Annotated in this window: 17 protein-coding genes; 8 read left to right on the top strand and 9 right to left on the bottom strand. The window is 45.1% G+C overall.

Going from position 1 to position 24,597, the window contains the following annotated elements:
- Positions 1-67 precede the first annotated feature (67 nt).
- The 3 genes from PLE34_RS09700 to PLE34_RS09690 form a co-directional block, all read right to left on the bottom strand.
- Positions 68-1,615, bottom strand: coding sequence for a M28 family metallopeptidase (locus tag PLE34_RS09700; RefSeq protein WP_324556281.1), 1,548 nt, complete (start codon positions 1,613-1,615; stop codon positions 68-70).
- A 267-nt stretch (positions 1,616-1,882) separates the two neighbouring features.
- Positions 1,883-2,464: a DUF3347 domain-containing protein gene (locus PLE34_RS09695; RefSeq protein ID WP_324556280.1), complete on the bottom strand. Its 582-nt coding sequence runs from the start codon at positions 2,462-2,464 to the stop codon at positions 1,883-1,885.
- Positions 2,465-2,605: 141 nt separating this feature from the next.
- Positions 2,606-3,457 carry a polysaccharide deacetylase family protein gene (locus tag PLE34_RS09690; protein WP_324556279.1) on the bottom strand — a complete coding sequence of 284 codons (852 nt, stop codon included), beginning with the start codon at positions 3,455-3,457 and terminating at the stop codon, positions 2,606-2,608.
- Between the two features lie 120 nt (positions 3,458-3,577).
- On the opposite strand from PLE34_RS09690, the gene PLE34_RS09685 reads away from it, so the two are divergent.
- Complete coding sequence (locus PLE34_RS09685) at positions 3,578-4,363, top strand: SDR family oxidoreductase (protein ID WP_324556278.1); 786 nt, start codon at positions 3,578-3,580, stop codon at positions 4,361-4,363.
- Between the two features lie 195 nt (positions 4,364-4,558).
- On the opposite strand, the gene PLE34_RS09680 is transcribed toward PLE34_RS09685, so the two are convergent.
- Both PLE34_RS09680 and PLE34_RS09675 read right to left on the bottom strand, forming a co-directional pair.
- Complete coding sequence (locus PLE34_RS09680; RefSeq protein ID WP_324556277.1) at positions 4,559-5,332, bottom strand: SDR family NAD(P)-dependent oxidoreductase; 774 nt, start codon at positions 5,330-5,332, stop codon at positions 4,559-4,561.
- A 59-nt stretch (positions 5,333-5,391) separates the two neighbouring features.
- Entirely contained in the window at positions 5,392-7,104 is a 1,713-nt protein-coding gene (locus PLE34_RS09675; protein ID WP_324556276.1) for an IlvD/Edd family dehydratase, read from the bottom strand.
- Between the two features lie 393 nt (positions 7,105-7,497).
- On the opposite strand from PLE34_RS09675, the gene PLE34_RS09670 reads away from it, so the two are divergent.
- The 3 genes from PLE34_RS09670 to PLE34_RS09660 all read left to right on the top strand — a co-directional run bounded on the left by PLE34_RS09670 (position 7,498) and on the right by PLE34_RS09660 (position 12,046).
- Positions 7,498-9,327 carry a DNA polymerase III subunit gamma/tau gene (locus PLE34_RS09670; RefSeq protein WP_324556275.1) on the top strand — a complete coding sequence of 610 codons (1,830 nt, stop codon included), beginning with the start codon at positions 7,498-7,500 and terminating at the stop codon, positions 9,325-9,327.
- A gap of 337 nt (positions 9,328-9,664) precedes the next feature.
- Entirely contained in the window at positions 9,665-11,329 is a 1,665-nt protein-coding gene (locus PLE34_RS09665; RefSeq protein WP_324556274.1) for a pyruvate dehydrogenase complex dihydrolipoamide acetyltransferase, read from the top strand.
- A 120-nt stretch (positions 11,330-11,449) separates the two neighbouring features.
- Complete coding sequence (locus PLE34_RS09660) at positions 11,450-12,046, top strand: 3-keto-disaccharide hydrolase (protein WP_324556272.1); 597 nt, start codon at positions 11,450-11,452, stop codon at positions 12,044-12,046.
- A gap of 115 nt (positions 12,047-12,161) precedes the next feature.
- On the opposite strand, the gene PLE34_RS09655 is transcribed toward PLE34_RS09660, so the two are convergent.
- Positions 12,162-13,199, bottom strand: coding sequence for a dipeptide epimerase (locus PLE34_RS09655; protein WP_324556271.1), 1,038 nt, complete (start codon positions 13,197-13,199; stop codon positions 12,162-12,164).
- A gap of 279 nt (positions 13,200-13,478) precedes the next feature.
- Positions 13,479-16,196 (bottom strand): 4-alpha-glucanotransferase, encoded by a 2,718-nt coding sequence (locus PLE34_RS09650; RefSeq protein WP_324556270.1) that lies wholly within the window; start codon positions 16,194-16,196, stop codon positions 13,479-13,481.
- A gap of 325 nt (positions 16,197-16,521) precedes the next feature.
- Here PLE34_RS09650 and PLE34_RS09645 point away from each other — a divergent pair, with 325 nt between their 5' ends.
- The 4 genes from PLE34_RS09645 (at position 16,522) to PLE34_RS09630 (ending at position 21,894) form a co-directional block, all read left to right on the top strand.
- A complete protein-coding gene (locus tag PLE34_RS09645) occupies positions 16,522-18,318 on the top strand; it encodes a MutS-related protein (protein WP_324556269.1) in 1,797 nt (598 codons plus the stop codon).
- An 838-nt stretch (positions 18,319-19,156) separates the two neighbouring features.
- Positions 19,157-19,930 carry a copper resistance protein NlpE N-terminal domain-containing protein gene (locus PLE34_RS09640; protein WP_324556268.1) on the top strand — a complete coding sequence of 258 codons (774 nt, stop codon included), beginning with the start codon at positions 19,157-19,159 and terminating at the stop codon, positions 19,928-19,930.
- Between the two features lie 129 nt (positions 19,931-20,059).
- On the top strand, positions 20,060-21,160 hold the full coding sequence (locus tag PLE34_RS09635; protein WP_324556266.1) for an alpha/beta hydrolase family protein: 1,101 nt from the start codon (positions 20,060-20,062) through the stop codon (positions 21,158-21,160).
- On the top strand, positions 21,157-21,894 hold the full coding sequence (locus PLE34_RS09630) for a type 1 glutamine amidotransferase (protein ID WP_324556264.1): 738 nt from the start codon (positions 21,157-21,159) through the stop codon (positions 21,892-21,894). The genes PLE34_RS09635 and PLE34_RS09630 overlap by 4 nt, the downstream gene beginning before the upstream one ends.
- Before the next feature lie 250 nt (positions 21,895-22,144).
- Here the strand turns inward: PLE34_RS09630 and PLE34_RS09625 are convergent, their stop codons facing one another.
- Positions 22,145-22,414 (bottom strand): hypothetical protein, encoded by a 270-nt coding sequence (locus PLE34_RS09625; protein ID WP_324556263.1) that lies wholly within the window; start codon positions 22,412-22,414, stop codon positions 22,145-22,147.
- A 199-nt stretch (positions 22,415-22,613) separates the two neighbouring features.
- Positions 22,614-24,581: a ribosomal protection-like ABC-F family protein gene (abc-f, locus tag PLE34_RS09620; protein WP_324556261.1), complete on the bottom strand. Its 1,968-nt coding sequence runs from the start codon at positions 24,579-24,581 to the stop codon at positions 22,614-22,616.
- Positions 24,582-24,597: the final 16 nt, after the last annotated feature.

Here is a 24,597-nt window from a genome sequence, read left to right as displayed (position 1 = left end):
CCTTATCCCCTACACCTTACACCCTACACCTTACACCCTACACCCTATACCCCATACCCTCCACCGGTTACCGGCCCGCCTTTGGCAATGGCTTTCTGGGCAATTTTTCATCCCGCATGGCAGCATTATATACAAAAGCGGCGATAATAGTGGCTGCCTGCTTCAGATCATCCGCCAGTAAATGATCATACGAATCCATATTGGTATGATGCGTGCGGGTACTGTATTCTATAGGATCCTGTATAAACTGGAAACCGGGAATACCCACAGCGTCAAAAGCCAGGTGATCGGTACCGCCGGTGTTGCTGATGGTTACGGCTGAGGCGTCCAGGTCTTTAAAAGGGGCGAACCATTGCGAAAAGATATTTCTGCATGCTTCATTTCCCTGCAGGTAAATACCTCTTATTTTACCGGTACCGTTATCGAAGTTAAAGTATGCCGAAACTTTAGCATGGCCGGGCTTTAGGGTCATAGTAGCCGGATCGGCAAGATGGTTTTTTACATAGTTCCTTGATCCGTGCAGTCCCTGCTCCTCGCCGCTCCACAAAGCGATGCGGATGGTGCGCCGGGGCTGAACACCCAGCGTTTTCAATATGCGTACAGCCTCAAGCATCACTGCCGAGCCTGCCGCATTATCGGTTGCACCCGTTGCGCCCTGCCAGGAGTCGAGATGCGCGCCCAGCATAACCACTTCATCTCCCAGGTTTTTATCTGTGCCTTTAATGTCTGCCAGCACATTATATCCCTTAGTGTCCTCTGCTATAAAGCGGGTTTGTATATCCGTTTCTATTTCAACCGGGATGTTAGCCTGCAACAACCGCACTATGCTTTTATAATCTTCTACAGTTACCATAACATCGGTAAAATTTTCGGGATCATCTTTTTTATATGAGCCGCCGCCCTGCACAAATAAAGTACCATCACGGCCACGCATACTGTAAGTTAATATAGCCAGCGCGCCTTCTTTTTTTGCCACTTCTTTCACATCATTCAGCAAAGCCACAGGACTTACGCCGCTGCGGGACGGAGCCGCGGGGCGTGGGTAAGCAGGTGTAGATGGTTTTCTGCCGGTCATTTCCTGCAGCTCTTCATCTGAATACCGGCGTGCATCCGGCTTAAACCCCGGCATTAAAATATCGTGCTGGCTCATGATGATGATCTTATCCTTAAGCTGTCCGCTGTATTTCTTCACAACATCAGCGGAATCTGCTGCATCAACCAGTATAACCTGCGCTTTTTTCAATCCGCCGGTGCCGCTTGTCCATGCTTTTGGAAACCCGATCAGCGGCCGGTAGTAAGGTGCGGTTTGCGCTATATACATTTTCTCCAGCTCCCATCCTTTTCCAAACTCACCCCAGGGTTCAAGTACGGCATGCTCCAGTCCCCAGTCTGCTAACTGTTCTTTTGCCCAGTTAGCTGCCCTGGTAAAGCCGGGTGAAATGGTTAGGCGCGGGCCGCTTACATCGGTTAGCTGAAAGGCAATATCCATAACCTTTGAATGATTCAACCCTTCATTCCTTATCTTCTGCATCATGGACTGATCAATCTTTTCCTGTGCATTTGCCAGGTAAAAAATACAGGTCATTAAAAAGGAAAAGAAGATGATTTTTTTCATAAAATCGATTTTGGAAATTCAATATCCGCTATTGGGATATATACGCCACGAATGCCCGAATTTGTATAGTTTATACCGAAAGCTCATTAACAATTCGTGTATTTGCGGCATAAAACACTATTGGGTTTGCTGTTGCTATTTCAGACTTTAAAAAGAGGTATAATGCAGAGCGGAAGCATCTGGGGAGCGAAGCGCAATAAATCCGGGACCAGTTCATTTTAGACAAATCTGACCGATACCTCATATCCCATACCTGATACCCCACACCTACCTCAACACGACAGAATCTTTCACGGCTCCGCAGGTGAGCATTTTACTTCCAAAGTAAGGGTTTTTAATTTCAGTTGAGCTACTCAGCCAGTCGGCTCCGGTATCGTTAAAAGCCATAGGGCAATGCAGGAGATATACTTTTTCTTTACTGTACCTTACCGTTCTGGTAAGATCAAACAGGTTGCCCGAAATCATCTGGAAGGCTTTGCGTTTACCTTCTATATTCCGCTCGCCCAGCAGGCCTGTACTTTCACTGCTTATGCCACCGGTATAGGTTTGCGCTGTAGGGATGATAATATTATTGGTATCAACACTTTTCAGTTCATCTAACTTCAGATCATCGGCCGAGCGGATAAGTAATGCAGCAGCCTGGTTAGCTGCAGCGGTATCACTGTCAACCAGCGCATCACGAAGCGCATAGTAACGGTTAAGCACATTTTCAAACGAAGCGTCAAAGGCTTCTGAATAAGAAGCAACTTTTACAACAGGTGCTTCATTTGTATTTGCTTCCGTTTTTTTTTCGTTGCTTTTGCAGGCAAATAAAAATAATACCGCTATACTGTACATTACCTTGTTCATCGGATAATAATTTTTCACAAACCTACTGAAAAGATTGCTAAAAAGGTTGCCGGCCACACGGATACCAACAACAACCTTACACCTCATACCTTATACCTCACACCTTACACCTTACACCTCACACCTCCTACCTCGCCCCTTCTACCCCTTAAACGTTCTTTTCATTGCCCTGTACATGGTTGGAGCGCTCCAGTCGCCGGGAACGATCATACGGCGGATAGTATATAATGGTTCGGACGAATCGCGTTGTGTTGATAACTGAAAAGCCGCTTTTACATTATTCTTTTTTAACTCGGTTATTGCTTCTTTATTCCATGCACCAAAAGGATACGCAAAATATTGTACCGGTTTCCCGGTTATGGCTTCCAGTTGCCGGGCGGGTTTAACGATTTGTGTTTCCCAGTCGCCATCTTTATATTTTCTTACGTTCTGGTGGTCCCAGGTATGAGAAGCAATAACATGTCCTTCATCCGACAATTCCTTTACCTGGTCTTTGCTCATATAAATAGAACGGCCCAGGGAAACCGTCATAATAAAAAATACTCCTTTAAATCCATGCTTTTTCATTTCCGGGGCGGCAATGGCATACTGATCATGGTCGCTGTCATCGTAGGTGAGCATAACGGGTTTGGCCGGCAGTGGTTTCCCTTCCGTTAAATAGGCATATAAATCATCCGGCAGAACAGTCTGGTATCCGCTGTCGGCCAATAGCTGTAACTGGCTTTTAAACGTAGCGGGAGGCACCACCACATCCTTTACGCCTCTCGATTCATTTCCTCGCCATTCCCTGATCTGGTGATAACATAATACCGGCACTTCGGGGCGTGCCATTATGGTTGCCGCATCGGCTATCTTTGAAAGCGTATCTTCATTTACTTTGGATGGAACAGTTGCTTCAGGGAAATCCGGAAGCAGTTTTTGGCTGGCAGTTGATCCGCAGGAAGCGGTCAGCACCAGGGCAGCTACCGTAAGGGGCAGGATTATTTTTTTCATGCTAATAATAACGGTGTTCACATTAAGAAAGTATAAAACCGGATGCAAAGATATTATTAGCTGTGTAATTAAAAATACAGGTTTGCAGGACTTCACTAATTTCGTGTTTAAAACGAAAAGATGAATATATCGCTTACCGGAATGAATGCTGTGATATGTGGCAGCACCCAGGGTATAGGATTAGCAGTGGCAGAAACGCTATCTCTGCTGGGCGCCAGGTGTATTTTACTCGCACGCAATGAAAGCCGGCTGCAACAAGCTGTTTCCCGGCTCTCCGTTCCCGCCCAGGGAAAGCACGAATACCGCGTAGCCGATTTTTCCGATAAGGGGCAGGTGCTTTTGGCAATTGAATCTGTTGTTAGCGAAAACAACATACATATACTGGTAAATAATACCGGCGGACCTGTTGCCGGCCCCATTACAACCGCAGCCGCAAACGATTTTGAAAATGCATTCCGGCAGCATCTAGTCAATAATCAATTGTTGGCACAAACGGTTTTACCCGGCATGAAAAAGGAAGGATACGGCAGGATCATCAATATTATCTCCACCTCGGTTAAAATCCCCATTGACAATCTCGGCGTATCCAATACCATCCGGGCGGCAGTGGCCGCATGGGCTAAAAGCCTGTCTAACGAAGTGGGACAATATAATATTACGGTAAACAATGTTCTGCCCGGGTCTACCCGAACCAGCCGGCTCAACAGCTTAATAGCAGAAACGGCAGAAAAGAAACAGCTCAGCAGGGAAGCAATAGAAAAAGAAATGGAGGAAAAAATACCTATGAAACGGTTTGGACTACCCGAAGAAATAGCACATGTTGCCGCTTTCCTTGCTTCCCCTGCCGCATCCTATGTTAATGGGGTAAGCATTCCGGTAGACGGAGGAAGAACAGGAAGCATATAGTGGAGAGGAGTGGTGAGTAGCTGAAGCTGATCGCTCCGCAAAGCATCAAGAACCAACCCTGTCCGCCGGGGCGGATAAATCACAAAATGCGAAGATTAAATTTCGAAATCCGAAGACAAATGCAACCACAAACTATAAACCACAAACTATAAACTCACCTATCTGCCTGACACCCAACACCTGATACTTCTCCTTCTAATAAGGTGAAGGACTTACGGAAGTCCAGCCACCGTCTACTACCAGGCTTTGTCCTGTTATATGCCGTGATGCCGGAGACACCAGAAATAAAGCGGCATTGGCAATATCCTGCACCTGCGCGGGTCTTCCCATGGGCGTTATACGGCTCCACACGGGCACATATTCCGGGTCATCACCCGTGCGTTCCGTTACGGTGGCGCCGGGTGCTATGGCATTCACTGAAATTTTATGTTCAGAAAGTTCCACTACCAGGGTCTTGGCCAACATTTCCAGCGCAGCTTTGGTCATGCCATACGCCGCCAGCTTTTTATGCGCCTGGTGACCCGTAACCGACGACATGAATAATATGCTGCCTCCGGAACCCTGCTTTATGATTTGCCTGGCCGTAGCCTGCGCCAGCAAAAAGCTGCCGCCCAGGTTTAGCTGCATTACTTTATACAATGACTCGGGGGGATAATCCAGGAAATCGCCAAAGAGCGTGATGCCGGCATTGGCAACAGCAATAGTGAGCTTACCAAATTGTGCTGCTGTTTCATTCACCATTGTTGTAATGAACTCCGGCGAGGATACATCGCCCGGTAACGCCATACAGGTATATCCTTCTTTAACAATAGCCGCAGCCGCTTCCTTTGCTAATTTTTCATCTACATCATTCAAAACAACGGATGCGCCCTGCGCGCATAGCTGCCGTGCAATTTCAAAGCCAATGCCCTGACCCGCACCTGTTACAATAGCTACCTGTTCGTTAAATATTTTTGAAGAAGCATACATACGATACCAATTTCAAATCTCAAATTTTAAATTTCAAACCTGTCTGCCGGCAGGCAGATCTAATGCGAATCCCTTGTTACTTCGCTGCCCGATGAGCCTCTCAGAAAATCAAAATCGGCGCCCAGGTGCGCCTGTTGCACATGCCGGAGATAGAGGCTTACATACCCGCGGTTGTATGGTGAAGGAGCTTGTGCTTTCTGCGCTTTCCTTTTTTTCAACGCTTCGTCTGTTATATCGGCATGCAATATCCTTTGCTCCACATCCAATGTAATCATATCACCGTTCTGTATAACCGAAAGATTGCCACCCACGGCGGCTTCTGGCGATACATGCAGCACCACCGTTCCAAAGCCCGTTCCGCTCATCCTGCCGTCGGAAATACGAATCATGTCCGTAACGCCTTTGGATAGTAATTTTTTAGGCATGCCCATATTACCTACTTCGGGCATTCCCGGGTAGCCGGCGGGGCCCACATTTTTGAGCACCATCACGCAGGTTTCATCAATATCCAGTTCAGGATCATCAATCCTGTTCTTATAATCTTCAATATCTTCAAATACCACGGCCCTGCCGGTATGCTTCAGCAAATGCGCGCTTGCGGCCGAAGGCTTCAGCACGGCGCCTTCTTCACAAACATTTCCTTTGAGCACTACTATGCCGGATATGTCATTGAATGGTTCAGCGCCGGCAGCAATCACTTCCCTGTCGTAGCATTCCGCATCTGAAAGGTTTTCGCCTATTGTTTTCCCGTTTACCGTTATGCAATCTTTATGGAGCCATTGCTCCATTTCCTTCATCACCGCAGGCAGGCCTCCCGCATAGTACAGGTCTTCCATAAAATATTTTCCCGAAGGCTGCAGGTTAGCGAGGAGCGGTATGTCTTTGGAATGCGTATCAAAATCTTCAATGGAAAGCTCCACTCCTATTCTTCCGGCTATAGCCAGTAAATGCAGCACAAAGTTGGTGGAACCGCCGATGGCCGCGTTTACCTTAATGGAATTTTCAAACGCTTTCCGGGTGAGGATATCCGATAGCTTCAGGTTTTCCTTTACCATTTCCACAATGCGGATGCCCGATAGCTGCGCCAGCACCTTCCTCCGCGAATCGGCCGCAGGAATAGCGGCATTGCCGGGCAGCGACAAGCCCAGCGATTCTACCATGCAGGCCATAGTGGAGGCTGTACCCATTACGGCGCAATGCCCCCTGCTCCTGCACATGCAGGCTTCCGCAACGGTCAGCTCTTCCAGCGACATGGAGCCGGACCGCACGGCTTCGCTGAAACGCCAGATATCGCTGGTACCAATATCTTTGCCCTTATACTTTCCCGTGAGCATGGGACCACCGGAAACCACCAGGGTGGGCAGGTTAACGCTGCAGGCGCCCATTACTAAGGAAGGGGTGGTTTTATCGCAGCCACAAAGCAGTACCACGCCATCCATAGGGTTGGCGCGGATAGATTCTTCCACGTCCATACTGGCCAGGTTACGGTAAAGCATAGCCGTAGGCTTGATGAGCGTTTCACCCAGCGACATTACAGGAAATTCTACCGGGAAACCGCCGGCTTCAGATATACCCCGTTTAACAGATTCAGCCAGTTCCCTGAAATGGGCATTGCATGGTGTAAGCTCAGACCAGGTATTACAAATACCGATAACAGGCTTACCTTCAAATTCATATGACGGAATACCCTGGTTCTTCATCCAGGCACGGTATATAAAGCCGTCTTTACCGGTTTTTCCGAACCAGCCGCGGCTGCGAAGCTCATTACTCATAGCAAAACAATCCTTTTTTTAAAGGTATTGTTTTTGATTTAATATTGGCTGATTTCAAGTTTATAGTTTAGGTATCATTATCAGCAGTGAGCAATCAGGTGAGTTTTGCTGCTAACGAAAGGCTGAGTAATCCTTCTTTTAAATCTACCTTTTCCTTCTAACGCATTTCGTATTTACGGCTTCGGGATTTTTAATTTGTGATTTATCGTTTGCAGTTTATCGTTGTATTTCTCGGATTTGGCATTTGAATTTTATTTGTTTCTTGTGATTTGGTTCTTGGTCCTTTGTATTTCCCCCGGATTTCGAACTTCAGGCTTCGGGTTTTCTGCATTTCCAATCCCACATCCTCAAATTTGTACATTCCCTTACATTTGCATAAACGGAATCAGGGGTATGGAACATTTTATCGTATCGGCGCGTAAATACCGCCCGCAAACTTTTAATACCGTGGTGGGCCAGGCCCATATTACCACCACTTTAAAGAATGCCATTAAAAACAAGCAACTGGCGCATGCTTTTTTGTTTTGCGGACCAAGGGGAGTGGGTAAAACCACCTGTGCCCGTATACTGGCCAAAACCATCAACTGCGAAAACATGCAGGCAGACGGAGAAGCCTGTAATGTTTGCGATTCCTGTGTATCTTTTAATGACGGCGCCTCCCTTAATATTCATGAGTTAGACGCGGCAAGCAATAACTCTGTAGATGATATCAGAACGCTTACCGAGCAGGTGCGCTTTTCGCCGCAGGCCGGGAAATATAAAGTGTATATCATAGATGAGGTACATATGCTTAGCGCTTCGGCCTTTAACGCTTTTTTGAAAACATTGGAAGAGCCCCCACCCTATGCTATTTTTATTTTAGCTACCACCGAAAAGCATAAGATACTTCCTACTATTCTATCGCGCTGCCAGATATTCGACTTTAAAAGAATCACGCCTAATGATACCGTTGAACATTTGCAGGAAATATGCGATAAAGAAAAAATAACATCCGATAAGGCCGCGCTCCAGGTGATTTCCCAAAAAAGCGAAGGCTGCATGCGCGATGCGCTCAGCATTTTAGATAAGATAGTGAGCTTTACCAATGGCGAGCTCACCTACAAAAACACCTTAGAGCACCTGAATATATTAGACGCCGACTATTACTTTAAACTCATAGAAGCCATGCTGTCGCAGGATTTGGCTGCTACCCTGCTGTTATACGATGATATTAACAGGAAAGGGTTTGAAGGCGACCTGGTACTGAATGGCTTTGCCGAATTTGTGCGCAACCTGCTGGTGTGCAGGGATGAAAAAATAGCGGGACTGATAGAGGTAGTAGACAGCTTTAAAGAAAGGTATGTGGCAACGGCTCAAAAGGTATCACCTGCATGGCTCATCAGCGCGCTGAACATACTGAATGAAGCAGAGATCAATTATAAAGGAGCGCGGAACAAAAAGCTGCATGCAGAGCTTACACTCATTAAGCTTACCTACCTGAGCCAGGCTGTGGAACTGGTAAACGAAGCCGGCGTTATTAAAAAAAAAGCAACTGATGCAGCCAAACCGGTAGCTTTTAAAAGTATCAGGCCCGCGATAGCTGAGCCTTCTCCGGGCAGCACTGCTTCCGCTATAAAAAAAAACCGGCAGGCAACGGATGCCAAACTAATTATTGAAAGCAGTATGGTGGAAGAGGAAGCAACGCCATATGGCCGGGGAACGGTGCAACCGCTTAGCGGCTCCGGCAAACCGGTTACCGGCACAGCGGCAGAAGCATCCGCCACCACTACACCAACGCTTGGCGCCTTATCTAAGATACGCAAACAGATAGCCCGGCAACAAACGCAGGCTAATAATACGGCGCTGTTATTAACAATGGAAAACCTGCAGGAAGCATGGAGCGGGTATATTGATAAATTAGCGCAGCAAAAGAATCATTCCGCGGTTACCAATTTTAAGCTGGCGCAATTAAGGGTAGCAGATAACAATAGTTTTGAGATAGTGGTGGAAAGCAATATCCAGCAAAAATTTATTGAGCAGGAGCGGGGAACTTTAATTGAACACCTGCAATCTTTTTACAATAACCGTTCTCTTTCCTATGCCATCCAGGTTGAGGAAGCCGCAGCTACCGGCACACCGCAGGAGCGGCCACTGAGCAGCCGCGAGCAATACCTGAAAATGATTGAGCAATACCCGATGGTGAAAGAATTAAAGGAAAGGTTGAAGTTAGAGCTGGATTATTGAAAATTTGAGATTTGACATTTAATATTTGAGACAGGGCATTTTCATCGCATCCGGAGAATGTTTTCTTTTATACCCTGATTTAAGAAATTGTATAGAATGATTGTTGTTATTGATACCGTAAGACATACCGCAGATTAGTAGTTTTCATCTGCGAATCTGCGGCAAAAAATTCAAATCGGCCATTTAAAAATCAATTGTAAACTATTTCTGAAATTCGTGGCAGCAGGATGGCTTCTGCGGGTACCGGCATAAAAATAAACACGGCACATTTCATTTGCGCTTTTTGCCTTAATTTCGACCTTCCAAACACATCTTAAACTTAAATTTCATATATAGTATGGCTGAAGTTATTAAAATGCCACGAATGAGCGATACCATGACAGAGGGCGTGATCGTGGAATGGCATAAAAAAGTAGGCGATAAGGTTAAACCCGGCGATCTGTTGGCCGAAGTTGAAACAGACAAAGCCACTATGGAGCTGGAAAGCTATAACGAGGGCACCATATTATATATAGGCGTGGAAAAAGGAAAAAGCGTAAAGGTAGAAGAAGTTATTGCTGTGATCGGAAAGGAGGGTGAAGATTATAAAGCCGCATTGGGCGCCGCATCCGGCGAAGCACCTAAAAAGGAAGCGGAACAAAAAGAAGAGCCGGAGCCCGCCGGAAAAGCTTCCGTATCCAATGGCGCTCCTAAAGCTGAAGCCCCCCAAAAGCAGGCTTCCGCGGTAACTCCGGAGCAGTTGGGCGTTACCGTTATACGCATGCCGCTGCTGAGCGATACCATGACGGAAGGAAAAATTGTGCAATGGAATAAGCAGGTGGGCGATAAGGTGAAAAGCGATGATAATCTGGCCGATGTGGAAACCGATAAAGCCACTATGGAAGTGGTGGGTTATACGGATGGCACTTTATTATATATAGGTACCCCTGAAGGAGAAGCCGCAAAAGTGAATGATGTCATCGCCATTATTGGCAAAGAAGGAACAGATGTGAGCGCATTAGTAGCTTCTTTAAACAACCCCCAGGATGCGCAACAAGCCTCAGCCGCTCCCGGCAAAGAGCAGGCTCCGGCAGCTACAACCGCTCCGCAACAGCCGGCAGCCACCACACCGGGAGCCAGTGAAGACGGAAGAATTAAAGCTTCGCCATTAGCCAAAAAAATAGCGAAGGATAAAGGTGTTGACCTGAAATTAGTACAGGGCAGCGGCGATGGCGGGAGGATCATTAAAAAAGATATTGACAACTATACTCCTGCTGCCGCAGCAACAGCAACTGCTCCTGCTGCCGTTACGGTGCCTGCCTTTACGGCTGCTCCCGGAACAGAAGGATATACCGACATCAGCCTGAACCAGATTCGTAAAGTAATTGCCCGCCGCCTTAGCGAAAGCAAGTTTGCCGCGCCGCATTTTTATCTTACTATGGAAATAGTAATGGACAATGCCATTGCTGCCCGCGCGCAGATGAATGAAGTAAGCCCGGCAAAGATCAGCTTTAATGATATGGTGGTAAAAGCCGCGGCTATGGCTTTACGCCGGCACCCGGCGGTAAACAGTAGCTGGATGAACGAAAGCATACGCCAGTGGCACCATATTCATGTGGGCATAGCGGTAGCCATTGAAGACGGGCTGATTGTGCCGGTAGTGCGTTTTGCCGATCAGAAATCGCTGAGCCAGATTGCCGCGGAAAGTAAAGAGCTGAGCGGCCGTGCGCGCAATAAAAAATTACAGCCCAACGAGTTTAGCGGCAACACCTTTACCATTTCTAACCTGGGCATGATGGATATTGATGAGTTTACCGCTATCATCAACCCCCCCGACAGCGCGATCATGGCGGTGGGCCGTATTAAAGAAACCGTAGTAAAAAAAGGCGATGGATTTGGCGTAAGCAATATCATGAAAATAACACTAAGCTGCGACCACAGGAGCGTGGATGGTGCTGTAGGCGCCGCGTTTTTACAAACCTTTAAAAAATACTTAGAAAACCCGGTAACGATGCTGGTGTGAAAGATTTGAAATTTGAGATTTCTGATTTGAGATGTAAGCATCACGATACTAACGGGTCAGTACAAACGAAACAAGCGATTTAACAAACACGATATCATTAACCACTTAATTACACATCATTTGAAAAAGACATTTTTCCTGCTGGCAGCAGCGCTCCTCAGCGCTAACTTATTTGCGCAAAAAGCCGTTTCTATTTTTAATGGCAAAGATCTTTCGGGCTGGACGATCAACGGTACCGAAAAATGGTATGTGGAAAAGGGTGAGCTGATCTGTGAAAGTGGGCCGGATAAGGCTTACGGCTACCTGTCTACCGATAAAAATTATAAGGATTTTGATCTTACTCTGCAGTTCAAGCAGGAGGCGGAAGGAAACAGCGGCATCTTTTTTCGCTCCACCATTGATGGTGTAAAGATCAGCGGGTGGCAGGCCGAAGTGGCGCCTCCCGGCAGCAATACAGGTGGTATTTACGAATCGTACGGACGCGGCTGGCTGATTAAGCCCGAAGCAGAAAAGGATAAATTCCTTAAATACGGCAAATGGAATACCTATCGCTTAAGGGTGGTGGGCGATGAAGTAACCACCTGGGTGAATGGTCATGAAATGATTACCCTGAAAGACGAAAAAATTGGTAAGGGAGAAGGTTTTATCGCCCTGCAGATCCACGATGGCGGCGGTATAAAAGTAAGGTGGAAAAATATAAAGATTAAGGAACTGTAAAAATGATTTCTATATTTCTTACATCACATTAATGATAAGATCAGTTCGGCGTTGCGGATATGCTAAGTATCCGCAACGCTTTTTTATTTAAGCCGTGCAACCTGTACCTGCAACATCAACCCAAATCAGCAACCTCATCCCTGATCCTCACCCCCAGTCCCGGAGCTGCCGTTGGCATTATCTTTCCAAAATCATAATGCAAGCCTTCGGCTATGTCTTCCTCCAGCAGCAAAGGGCCATCAGCGTCCATATAATCTACCTGCGGCGACAGGTGAACCATAGCCGCCGTGCCCACCGTGCTTTCATTCATGCAACCCAGCATGACCTTCATATCCAGTTGCTTCGCTTCGGCAATCATACGCAATGCAGGCGTAATGCCGCTGCACTTGGTGAGCTTGATATTGATGCCGTGAAAATAGCCCCGGCACTTTTTTACATCGGCTTCCCCCGCACAGCTTTCATCCGCAATTAAAGGCAACGGCGATTGCTCATATAATATTTTCATACCCTCCCAGTTGTCCTTAGCCAAAGGCTGTTCCACCAGCTCTACATCCAGTTGCTGCAGCACCGGCAATATATCCAGCGCTTCCTCCACTGTCCACCCCGCATTGGCATCTACCCTGAACACTGCATCAGAATGTTTGCGTAATGCTTCCATAATGGCAATATCTTCCTTGGTACCTAATTTTATTTTATATACCGGCCAGGGCTTTTCCTCCATTTTCCCCAGCATTTTTTCAATGGAATCAATGCCAATGGTATAATCCGTTAGCGGTGCTGCTGAAATGTCTGTATTCCACAACCCGTAAAGCGGCTGTTTTTTTAATTTCCCGTAGATATCCCAGGCGGCGATATCCAATGCTGCTACCAGAAAGGGATTGGCCGGGAAAAGGTGATGCAGGTAATGCCAGTAACGATCGGGATGGGTAAAAGAAAACTTTTCAATAAACGCCTTCTTCCGCTCAATATCCGTTATCATTTTTTCAACTGTTACATCATAATAGGTTATTGCCGGCGCTTCCCCGTAACCTTTAACACCATTAAAGTTCAGCTCCACCAGCAATGAAGGCTGATGCGTTTTTGTTCCTTTGGAAATAGTGAAGGGATACCTGAATTTTAAATTATTATGCCGGTATTGTATTTTAATGCCCATATGGAGAAGTTTGGGAGTTTATGGTTTATGGTTTTTCTTCGCTCTCATTGCCCCTTATCTGCCCGTCCGGAGGCAGGCCTCAATCACGGAGATACAACGGCATAAAGGCACACGGAGAGAAATATTTAGTGCATTTTATTCGTGCATTCGTGGCTGGCTTAAGTTGTATTTTTAAATCGGTCCGCTTGCAGTCCGCTGGAATTCGTGGCGTAACAGTATCCAAATCTTTCTTTGGGTCCGTTGTTCCTTTGCGTTCTTTGCTTGAAAATCTACACAAATTTAAAATCCTGCGCCTGCCCTGCCGCTTGAATGTATATAACTGATCAGTTCGTTATTAAAATCATTTTCTTTTAAAAGTTGCTCTAAGGTAATATGCATACGGTAGCGCCAGTAATACCGCGGAATAGCCGGTACATTAATGCGTTCCTGAGCCGGATCCTCCCTCCTTATTTTTCCATCAATGCCCATCAGGTCCTGCAATAAAAAAACGCTCCACATGGCAGGTGAATATAAATGCTGTATAACGATGGCTTTATTGATCCAGGGCTCGCAATAATAAGGCGCAAGCCCGGGATGCTGCATCTCATTGTTGAAAAAATGTTGTGTTTCTTCCCTGTTCTCTTCCCACCAGGCCCGTATGGTGCTCATGTCGTGCGTTGATGGCGTAACAACAGATAACCGGGGCGCGTTGGCGGGATTGAAAAATGCTGCTCCCGCCTGTTTGGGCATGCGCTGAATTTCGAGGCTTAATATTCCCAGTTGCCGCATAATTTCGGGCACACAACGCGGCACCATACCCAAATCCTCGCCGCAAACCAGCATATTAGTTGATTTTTTGAGCGCGGGCAGCTTATACATGGCCTGTGTTGCCCAAAGTTCCTCCTGCCTGTGAAAGAAGTAGTCAACATACAATACTTTCAGTTGGTGCTGTGTATAACCATCTAAATGGCGGAATGAAATGGTATTCTCTATGTCTATCCTGAAATGAAATTGCTGTTGCTGCGAGCCTTCTTCTTCAAAAAGGATCACATTGGAAATCAAATCATATAATGCCGACTGAAGCAGTATATTTTCTTCATTTATTTCCAGGGAAGAAAAATAAGCCGCTGCTTTACGCTGGGTTGAGAATGACGGCTTAAGCGCATACGAGCCATCCTGGCGTAATTCAAGAAAATCCTTAACCAGGTTCCTGTTTTCTCCCAGTAATTCATACAAAACCGCATCGGTGATATAAGGTTCACAAAACCGGCTGTAATCGAAAGCTATCCCTCTTTCAGAAAATGTTGCCACGTCAACAGGAATTGCCGGTACAAAACGGCCCATTACGCCTTCCACAGCATGAGCGGGAATGCTCCATATCCTGAAAAAGCCCAGCACATGATCTACGCGAAAAGCGTCAAAATAGTTGCTCATCTGCTTAAACCGCCGGTGCCACCACTCGTACCCGTTCTGCTGCATACGTTCCCAGTTATAGGTTGGGAAGCCCCAGTTTTGCCCCTTTACGGCAAAGTCATCGGGTGGCGCGCCGGCCTGCATATCCATATGAAAGAGTTCGGGCTCCATCCAGGCATCGCAGCTATACCGGTTTACGCCAATAGGCAGATCGCCTTTTACAATTATTCCGTTCGCATGCGCATAGCCGGTAGCATCTTTTAATTGTGTATGAAGATGAAACTGTATGAAATAGTATATCCCTATCCCGTCAAAATGCTTTTGAGCAGCGCCCGATAACTTTTCTACAGTCTTTTTATCGTAGTTGCTGTACTGGCTCCATTCGGTGTATTTCGATGTTTTGTATGTATCCCGCAGGTAGCTGTACGCTGCATAAGGAATTAACCAATGGTGGTTATCTTCCATGAACTGCCTGTATGCTTCCTGCCCAAAGAATGCCTTTTTTTGTGCGTGGTATAATTGTTTGATGATCTCCCATTTATACCGCATCACTTCTTCGTAATCAATTTCCGCCAGGTCGTTTAACTGCTTTCTTTTTTTTCCGAGCAATCGTATGATCTGCGCATCTTCTTCCCGGGCTATTATCTCCACATTAAGATACAGGGGATGCAATGCAAAGGCGGAAATAGCATTGTAGGGATACGAGTCTTTCCAGGTATGCGTGGCCGTTGTATCATTCACGGGTAACAGTTGTATCATACGCATACCGGTTTTTTTAGCCCAGTCAACCAGCAATTTGATATCAGTAAACTCACCCGTGCCTAGGCTTTTTTTACTTCTGAGGCTGAATACGGGTATGTTTACGCCCGCTCCCCGCCAGGCAGCATGCATAAAATGCACAAAACCATCATGTAAAATGGTTAGCTTTTTTTTACCCCCGTTATCGTGGAGCAAACGGTTATCGCCATCTTCATAACGGATAAACGCTTTGGTTTTAATATGATAAACAGCATACTTATATGCCACCGGGAATACAGCGCCGGAAAGATTCACCTTTGTTGTCCACCAGTTATTTTCCCTGCTCATCCACACCGGATGGGCTGTATCCCATTCCCCCAGTTCCGCAGTTCCTCCAAGCAGGTAAATCACTTCATCCTTCTGAAGGAGCGGCGCTTTTACTTTAAAAACATGGGTATTGCCCTGGTAAGGCGCAGGCTTCACCGGTGACGGAGCAGGGGGCAACAAAACTTCCCTGAAGGGGGAAGTAAGAAAAGCATTTTCGTACTGCCCGGCAAAGTTCCAGGTATCCTGCAGGTGTATTTCTCCGGCGGTGATCTTTTGAACAGGTATCACTTTATCATCATTCCATTCTTCTGTAACCCTGCCGATCTTATCTTTAAAAAGATATTTATACCGGATATCACCGGGCAAACCTGCAGGAGACGTATTTAATTCCAGCACATAACTCCAATATTCCTCATTAAGGTAGTTCATGGTAACGGCGGCGCCGTCATCAAGGTTGCCTAACTGCGGAATATTTCCCGAAAGCTGCAACGACTCCCCAAATTGGGTATGGAAGCGTATATAAAAATGAATTTTTATCATAAGGGTGTATTTGCCTTAGTGGTAATGCTTTTCTGTTAACCCAACATTGTAAATGTAAAGAGACAAAAATACAGAGCGGGCATAAATTTTCTCCTTCTTACCCTAAAGAAGGCAAATCCTCGTTATATTTGCCGCAAATTAATGATCAGACATGGATACTGCCAATAAAAAATCCCGCGGTCTGTACTGGCTGCTTTTCTTACTTTCCGTAGTTGTTTTTTTCGTGGTATACGCGTTCGCCGGAAACTTCATTACGGTTACCCTTCCTTTTGTTGTTTACTTTTTTGCCAAGGCGCTTGATATCATATAATCCGCAGTCGGCCCAATGACTGCGCAATCATTTTACGAGAACAAGTCCCGGCTATATACGGAAGCGGTACTGTCTTTTAAAAGAAAGATAGCGGCATCGGCACTGTTCCGGTTAGTGGCTTTTGCTGCTTTTGGTTTATCGGGTTATTTTTTCTTTACACAGCGCTCAACCGGCTTATTACTTCTTTCGATACTGTTTTTTGCGCTATTCCTGCTGCTGGTCATATATGCGCAAAGGCTAAAAGAAAGGAAAGCCCTCATAGAGAAATTATTATTTATCAATAGCAATGAGTTGGGTGTTCTTAATAATGAATCCAATGAAATGGATAACGGCAGCCTTTTCACTAACGGCATGGGCTATGCGGAAGATCTTGATATTTTCGGACCCCGCTCCCTCTTTCATTTGCTGAACCGCTGTACTACCTCGCATGGCAAATCCGGCTTAGCCGCTTTGTTAGCGCAGCCTCTGTCAGACCCTGCCGCTATTACACAGCGGCAGGAAGCCGTTCAAACCCTTTCAGGCCAGGCTAACCAGAGACAACTCATTACCGCGCAGGGCTTGTTACACGCCGAAGCAGAAGGGAACCTGCACAGCCTTGAAACATGGCTGCAGCCTGCAACCAGTCTCCACAAAAAAAGATGGCTGCAGCTACTGCGCTGGATGCTGCCGCTGTACAATATTCCCTGCTTTTTATATTATATTGCTACCGGCGAAATGTTATATATAGCTATAGGTGTAATAGCCGCATGGCTGCTAACAGCGCGCTATGCAAAATATATTCACAGCCAGCATGAGCTTATCAGCAAAAAACAATCAGTTCTTGACCAGTATGCCGGTATTTTAAAAGCTTTTGCAGCGGTTGAAACCGGCTCATCTTCCGTGTTGCAGCAATTACGCCAAACAGCATTAAATGCCCACGGCGCTATCGGCAGCCTGGCAAAGCTTTCTTCCTTTTTTGATCAGCGCCTGAACCTGCTGGTGAATATTTTTCTGAACAGCCTTATATTGTATGATATGCAGTGCATACTGGCGCTGGAACAGTGGAAAGAGCGGTACAAAGGCCATTTTTCGCAGTGGCTGCACACGGTTGGAGATATAGAATGCTTAAATACACTTGCAGGCTTTGCCTTCAATCATCCCGGTTTCACCTATCCTTCGGTTAATACGGGTGAAACGCTTTTTATCAGCACTACGCAAATGGCACATCCGCTTATTGCTGCCACAGAACGGGTTGCCAATGATTTTGAAACCGGAAAAAGCAATAAGCTGGTACTGGTTACCGGGTCCAACATGTCGGGAAAAACCACTTTTTTACGAACATTGGGCGTTAATCTTATCCTGGCGCAAAGCGGGGCGCCGGTTTGCGCCAGGGAATTCATTTTTACACCTATGGAGATATTAACCTCTATCCGTGTTAATGACTCCCTGCAGGAACATACTTCCTATTTTATGGCTGAGCTAAAGCGCCTGCAACAAATTATACTGCGCCTGCAGCATAACAAACCTGCATTGGTGCTGATTGATGAAATATTGCGCGGCACCAATTCGGAAGACAAAACCTATGGATCGGAGCAGTTTATCCGGCAACTGCTGCAGTACAACTGCATTACCCTCTTTGCAACCCATGACCTCACATTAGCCTCACTCGAAAATACGTATAGCGGACAAGTCAGCAATGCTTGTTTTGAAAGCATTATACAGGATGATGCCCTGCACTTCGATTACAAGCTGCAACCCGGAGTAGCCAGGAACAAGAACGCTTCTTTTTTAATGAAGCAGATGGGGATTGTTAATAGTGATACTAATAGCTGACAACCGGGCACACAAAGGAAGATTTACAGGTATGAGGCATAGGGTATGAGGTATAGGGTATAGGGTATAAGGTATAAGGTATGAGGTATGAGGTATAGGGTATAGGGTATGAGCTACTAACGATACGATGAATACTCTTTTTTTTAACTCTCACTTTGCTCTTAGCCGGATTCCCTTTCGAATTTCGAGTTTACAACTTCGAATTTAATATTTGAATTTTATTTGGTTCTTGTTATTTGGTTCTTGATGCTTTGTATTTCCATTGAATTAAGGCTATCGGTGAGTGATACCTTACACCTCTCTCCAAGCAATTAAAGGCGGAGTATGATACTTCGCCTTAATGATTTCGAATGCCTGTTGCTTTAAACAAGCAGCAGGGCAAATACCGTAATAGTGGAAAAGAAAGCCCAGGCTATAATATAGGCCTGTGTTTCTTCTGCTGCATGCCGGGTAGTAAATAACTTTTTCATAGACACTGTTTTTTAAGGGTTAAAAATGACAGGGTCGGATCAAATTCCTTTAAGCTGAAGTTTCCAGGGAGGTATACGGAGTAAATAGGATATTAGTTTTCAAAACGGGGTTGTACACTTATTAACGACAAAGATGCTGTGGTATTGTGTTTGGGGGAGGGAGAGCAGGTTGCAGGTTACAAGGTTCAAGTTACAGGGGGGCAGGTTGCAGGGGTCAGGTTGCAGGGGTCAGCTATCTGTTGGGAAGCTTTTCTAACGATAGGATGAGTACTCCTTCTTTGTATAAGCAGCTATATAAAAAAATAGTACTCACCTGATAAAACATTCATATTTTGGACACAAATTATGAATGTTTAAAAACCTAAGCTATGATCAAATCCATCATTGCATTTGCAATCCCCCTCATTATGATGAGTTGCAGCAGCACAAAGCACAGTACCGAAAATGCTATTGATGAGCACAACAGTCAAAACGCTCTCGATTGGGATGGCATATACCGGGGCATATTACCCTGTGCAGACTGTGAAGGAATTCAAACTACGATATACCTTCAAAAAGACCTCAGCTTTACCATTAAATCAAGGTATCTTGGCAAGTCAGACAGCGTATTTCAAATGACGGGGCGCTTCACCTGGAATAAGGAAGGCAGCCAGATTACATTAACGTCTTCAGACAGCAGAGAAAAATATCAATACCAGGTGGGTGAAAACATACTTACCCAATTAGACCAGGAGGGTAAGAAAATAACCGGTGCACTGGCTAATCATTATATTCTTTCCAAAACGGCATTTGCACTTTATGAGCGCTACTGGAAACTGGTAGAACTAAATGGCAAACCCGTTATTGTGGATAGCAGCTTTAGAGAGGAACCATATCTCATTTTTAAGGAAGAGAACAACCGTGTGGTTGGAAATGATGGTTGTAATAGTCTGTCAGGGCCTTTTGGTTTGGAAGGAATGAATCGTATCACCATTTCAAAGGTAGCAGCTACCCTCATGGCCTGCCCCGATATGAATACAGCGCAACAATTTATGGAAGTGCTTCAAAAAGCAGATCATTATCAAATTGACGGAGATATGCTAACACTCAACAAAGCCAAAATGGCTCCGCTTGCCAGGTTTAAATTGGTTGTTATGAATTAGATTAGTTTCACAGGTAATGATTGCTTTTTAAGTTTTTGAGCAAGCCCTGTTTAGTTACTTACCTAAAACATATAAACTGAAACCTATATTCCGGTCTTTTGTATCTTCGGTTGCATCAATTATTTCCCGATGAAGGTTGACAAATTGTACAGCATATTCATTTATACGGTGAATGTTTCTATGCTCTTCCTTTCATTAACCTTCTCCGCGTCAGCACATGCACAAACTGAAACTATCAAAACAGCTACTGCCCTAAAAACAAAACTTTTTGAGGAGCAATTTGTTATAATCAATGGTATAGAACAATGGGTTACTATCAAAGGAGAAAGTTCAAAGCCCGTCATACTGTTTCTTCACGGTGGGCCGGGCAGTCCGTTAAGCCCGTACGCGAATCATCTCTACAAGAATTTGGAAGATGACTTCATTGTAGTGCAATGGGATCAGCGGGGAACAGGAAAAACTTTTGGCAAACTTGCTCCGCAGGAATTAACTCCCGAATATTTGAAAGACCATCCTTTAACGGTTGACCTGATGACAGGCGACGGTATTGCACTGGCGGAATATCTTTTAAAGCATCTGAGCAAGCAAAAAATTATTCTTTTTGGTACATCCTGGGGTTCGGTACTCGCGGTAAAAATGGTTACCCGGCGGCCCGATCTTTTTTACGCTTATGTGGGACATTCTCAAATTGTTAATCCTGCCATTGACCTGGAATTGTATAATACGATTTATACAATGGCAGAGATCAAACATGACAAAGATGGCTTAGCCATATTACATGCAACAGGAAAGCCTCCTTATGACAGGGCAAGGAAGACAGGGCAGTTACTGCGGATCATAAAAAAGTATGAACAGGAAAATTCGATTCCTGCTCCCGGGAGTTGGTTTGTACCTTCTCCTGATTATGATAATGAAAAAGATAATCAGGACAGAAATGACGGAGATGACTATTCATTTGTGAACTATGCAGGTGATAGTGTTTTGGGTGTGCCATCAATGAGCAGCACCATCAACTTAATGAAAGACAATGTAAATTTTAAGATCCCGGTATATTTAATTCAGGGTGATGAGGATATTTTAACGCCAAAAGAAAAATCAAAAAAATACTTTGATAAAATAAAAGCACCTGAAAAGAAATATTATTTATTACCCAAAACAGCACATGGTTTTAATTTATCAGTATTAGAAACTCAGTATAAGATATTTAAACGCATCAGTGAACTGCTATGAACATCCATTTTATACAACACGAAGTTTTTGAAGCGCCGGGCGCATATCTGAAATGGGCTGAGCAAAAAGGCTATCAAATTACTTTTTCAAAAGTCTATGAATTTCAACCCTTACCCGATGCTGCCGCGCATATTGATCTGCTGATCATTTTAGGAGGGCCGCAGAGCCCTGATACTTCCGTATTGCAATGCCCCCATTTTAACGCAGAAGCTGAGATGAACCTGATCCGGAAATGCATTCAGGCCAAGAAAGCCATAGTGGGTGTTTGCCTGGGCTCCCAACTCATCGGACAAAGTCTCAATGCCCCTTATGCTCATAGTCCGGAAAAGGAAATCGGAAATTTCTCCATCGCTTTAACCGAAGCTGGAAAGCAGGATGAAAACATCAGCCATTTTGGCCCGGTACTCACCGTTGGTCACTGGCATAATGATATGCCGGGACTGACAGACGACTGTGAGATTCTGGCTATCAGCGAAGGGTGCCCGCGGCAGATTATAAAATACGCCGACTATGTTTACGGCTTTCAATGCCATATGGAACTGACAAAAGAAGTGGTTGCGTTACTGATTGAAAACGAGGATGATCTAAAAGAAAAAAGCAGGAAGCATACATTTGTTCAATCGCCGGAAAAAATGCTCGGTTACGACTACGGAGAAATGAACAACAAGCTTTTTGTATTTCTGGATAAGCTGGTAGCGGCATTTCAACCTATACTCAACACCCGGCAACGGTAGTGCAAACAGAAAGTATTGTACTGCTGCGCACATCACCACCTGTTTTGTTGCCAGGGGCAAACAAGGCAGGCATGAAGAACAGAAATCTCAAATGCGCAGCATATTGGGTAAAGTCAGGAGTACACACCCGGAAGGCAGCTTTGGTAACGAGAAGCAACACTATCTTCTCGATAAAATAAAAAGCCAATCCCAACGATCGGCCTTTTTTACATTTTATTCCATTAAGATAGCAATGTCTCAGCTTTAATCATTAATCGCAAGTAAGTCCAGATAATGCACTTTGATAGGCAGCTTTTTCCTCTGCGCTCAAGCCGGTAACACAATCCGTTTCAAGATATTCCTGAAGTGCCGCTTTATAAGCCTTACAATTAGCAGAATTAATATTGGCCGCATAAGTCTGAACCGCATCTGCTACTCTTTTAGCTGCACTGGTGCAATCCACTTTTTTTTCCTTTTTGCAACTCGAAACCAAAACAGGAGCCATGCCACAAATTAAGAGACCGAACAAAATTTTTTTCATACTTTTTAATTTTTAAGGATTAATTTAAATGAAAGAAATATATGAACGGACTACTATATAATATTATTGTAATAATATATAATTCAATTTGAAAGAAACAACCCGTGTAACGCCATTGCTATAACGTTAACTATGCTTTTACAAGATGTATAAATATGTGGTTAATAAAGCTAACCGGATGCTATAACTTTTACTGCCTCTACTTATTCTTCTCCTCCAGTTCCAGCAACTTTTCAAAAGTTTGCTCGTATTCTTTATTGGCGGCGGCAAGCGCTTCGCCGTTCTTTTGATAGCCGGATTCGGCAGCGAGGAATTTGTTCTTATCAGAATAGATATCAGGTGAAGCCAGTTGCGCTTCAAATGTGGTTTTTTGCCGGGTTAAAGCAGCAATTTTTTCTTCGAGTTGCTCCAGGTTTTTTTGCTGCTTTTGCAATGCTCTTTTCAGCTCTTTATCAATAGGCCCTTTTACTATGGCTTTGGCAGGCGCAACAGGCCGCTGTTCCTTCACCGGCGCCTTTTTCTCCTGTTGCTTTACAGCAGCACCGCCTGCTTTTGCCGCTTCCGCTTTTTTTCTCTCTTTCCACTCCATCCATTCTTCATATCCTCCGGCAAAATCTTTGATCTCGTAATTTTCAATCTCCCATATCCGGTTGGCCGCTTTTGAAATAAAATGCCTGTCGTGACTTACCATGATCAGGCTGCCCTGGTAGCGGTTCAATGCTTCTATCAATAAGTCAATGGAAAGCAAGTCGAGGTGATTGGTAGGCTCATCCAATATTAAAAAATTGGCTTTGCTTACCATGGTTTTCGCCAGTGCCACCCGTGCTTTTTCTCCCCCGCTCAGCACTCTAATTTTTTTATCCGTATCATCGCCGCTAAATAAAAAACATCCCAGCAGCGTTCTTAATTCCTGTTCCGTTTTCTGGCTGCCGCAATTTTTCATCTCTTCGAGGATGGTTTGCTGCACGTTCAGCGCCTCTAATTGGTGCTGGGCATAAAAGCTTTCCTCCACGTTATGCCCCCATATCCTTTCACCTGTAAAAGACTCCGTACCCGCAACGATCCTGAGAAGGGTTGACTTTCCCTTACCGTTAGCGCCTATCAGCGCAATTTTATCGCCACGGTTAATTTCAGCGGATGTATTCTCAACGATCTTAATATTGCCAAAGCTTTTGCTAACATGCTTTAAGGTGCAAATGATCTTCCCCGGCACCTTGTCTAACTGGAAGTTGATCTTTATTTCAGGACGGTCAACAGATACATCTTCTATCCGGTCTAACTTATCTAACCGTTTCATAGCACTTTGCGCCGCAGCCGCTTTAGTGGCCTTTGCACGAAAGCGTTCTATAAATCTTTCCTGCTGCTTAATATACTCCTGCTGGTTCTCAAAAGAACGCTGCTGCAGTTCTATCCGCATTGCTTTTTCGGTTTCATAAAAATCGTAGTTGCCAATATAGAAATGCAGTTGTTGCTGGTATAGTTCCACAATTTTGGTAACCATGCGGTTCAAAAAATATTTATCGTGGCTTACAATTACTACTGATCCTTTGTAATGCAGCAAATATTTTTCCAGCCATTCAATGGAAGGAAGATCGAGGTGGTTGGTGGGCTCATCTAACAGCAGCAGGTCGGGCTGCTGCAATATCATTTTAGCCAGCAGCACCCGCATACGCCATCCCCCGCTAAATTCTTTATAAGGCCTTTGCAGGTCATTATTGGCAAAGCCCAGGCCCTGCAACACTTCTTCCGTTTGGTGATGAATATTATATCCACCCAGCATTTCCAGCTCATGCAGTTTGTCTGAATATTCATGCAGCAGGGCTTCATCTTCATGCTCTTTTTCGAGGCGATTGCCCAATACCTCAATTTCCTTTTCTAATAACAATATTTTTTCGAAGGCGCCGAGGGCAACCTGCAGTATGGATTCGTTGGTATCAAAGCTCAGCAAATCCTGGTGCAGGTACCCAATCGTTGTGCCCCTGCCTCTTTCTATTGTTCCGGCAGAAGGGAGGTATTCGCCTACCAGCACTTTCAGTAAGGTTGATTTTCCCGTTCCGTTGTAACCGATCAGCCCTATCCTTTCGCCGGGCTGTATATGCCAGGTGGCATCCCGTACAATGGTTCTTGCGCCAAATTCAAAAGTCACATCCTGCAATCCTGCCAGCATAGTTCCAAAAAATAAC

The sequence above is a fragment of the Agriterribacter sp. genome, from assembly GCF_035445465.1.
Taxonomy (GTDB): Bacteria; Bacteroidota; Bacteroidia; order Chitinophagales; family Chitinophagaceae; genus Agriterribacter.
This window is presented reverse-complemented; position numbering and strand designations above follow the sequence as displayed.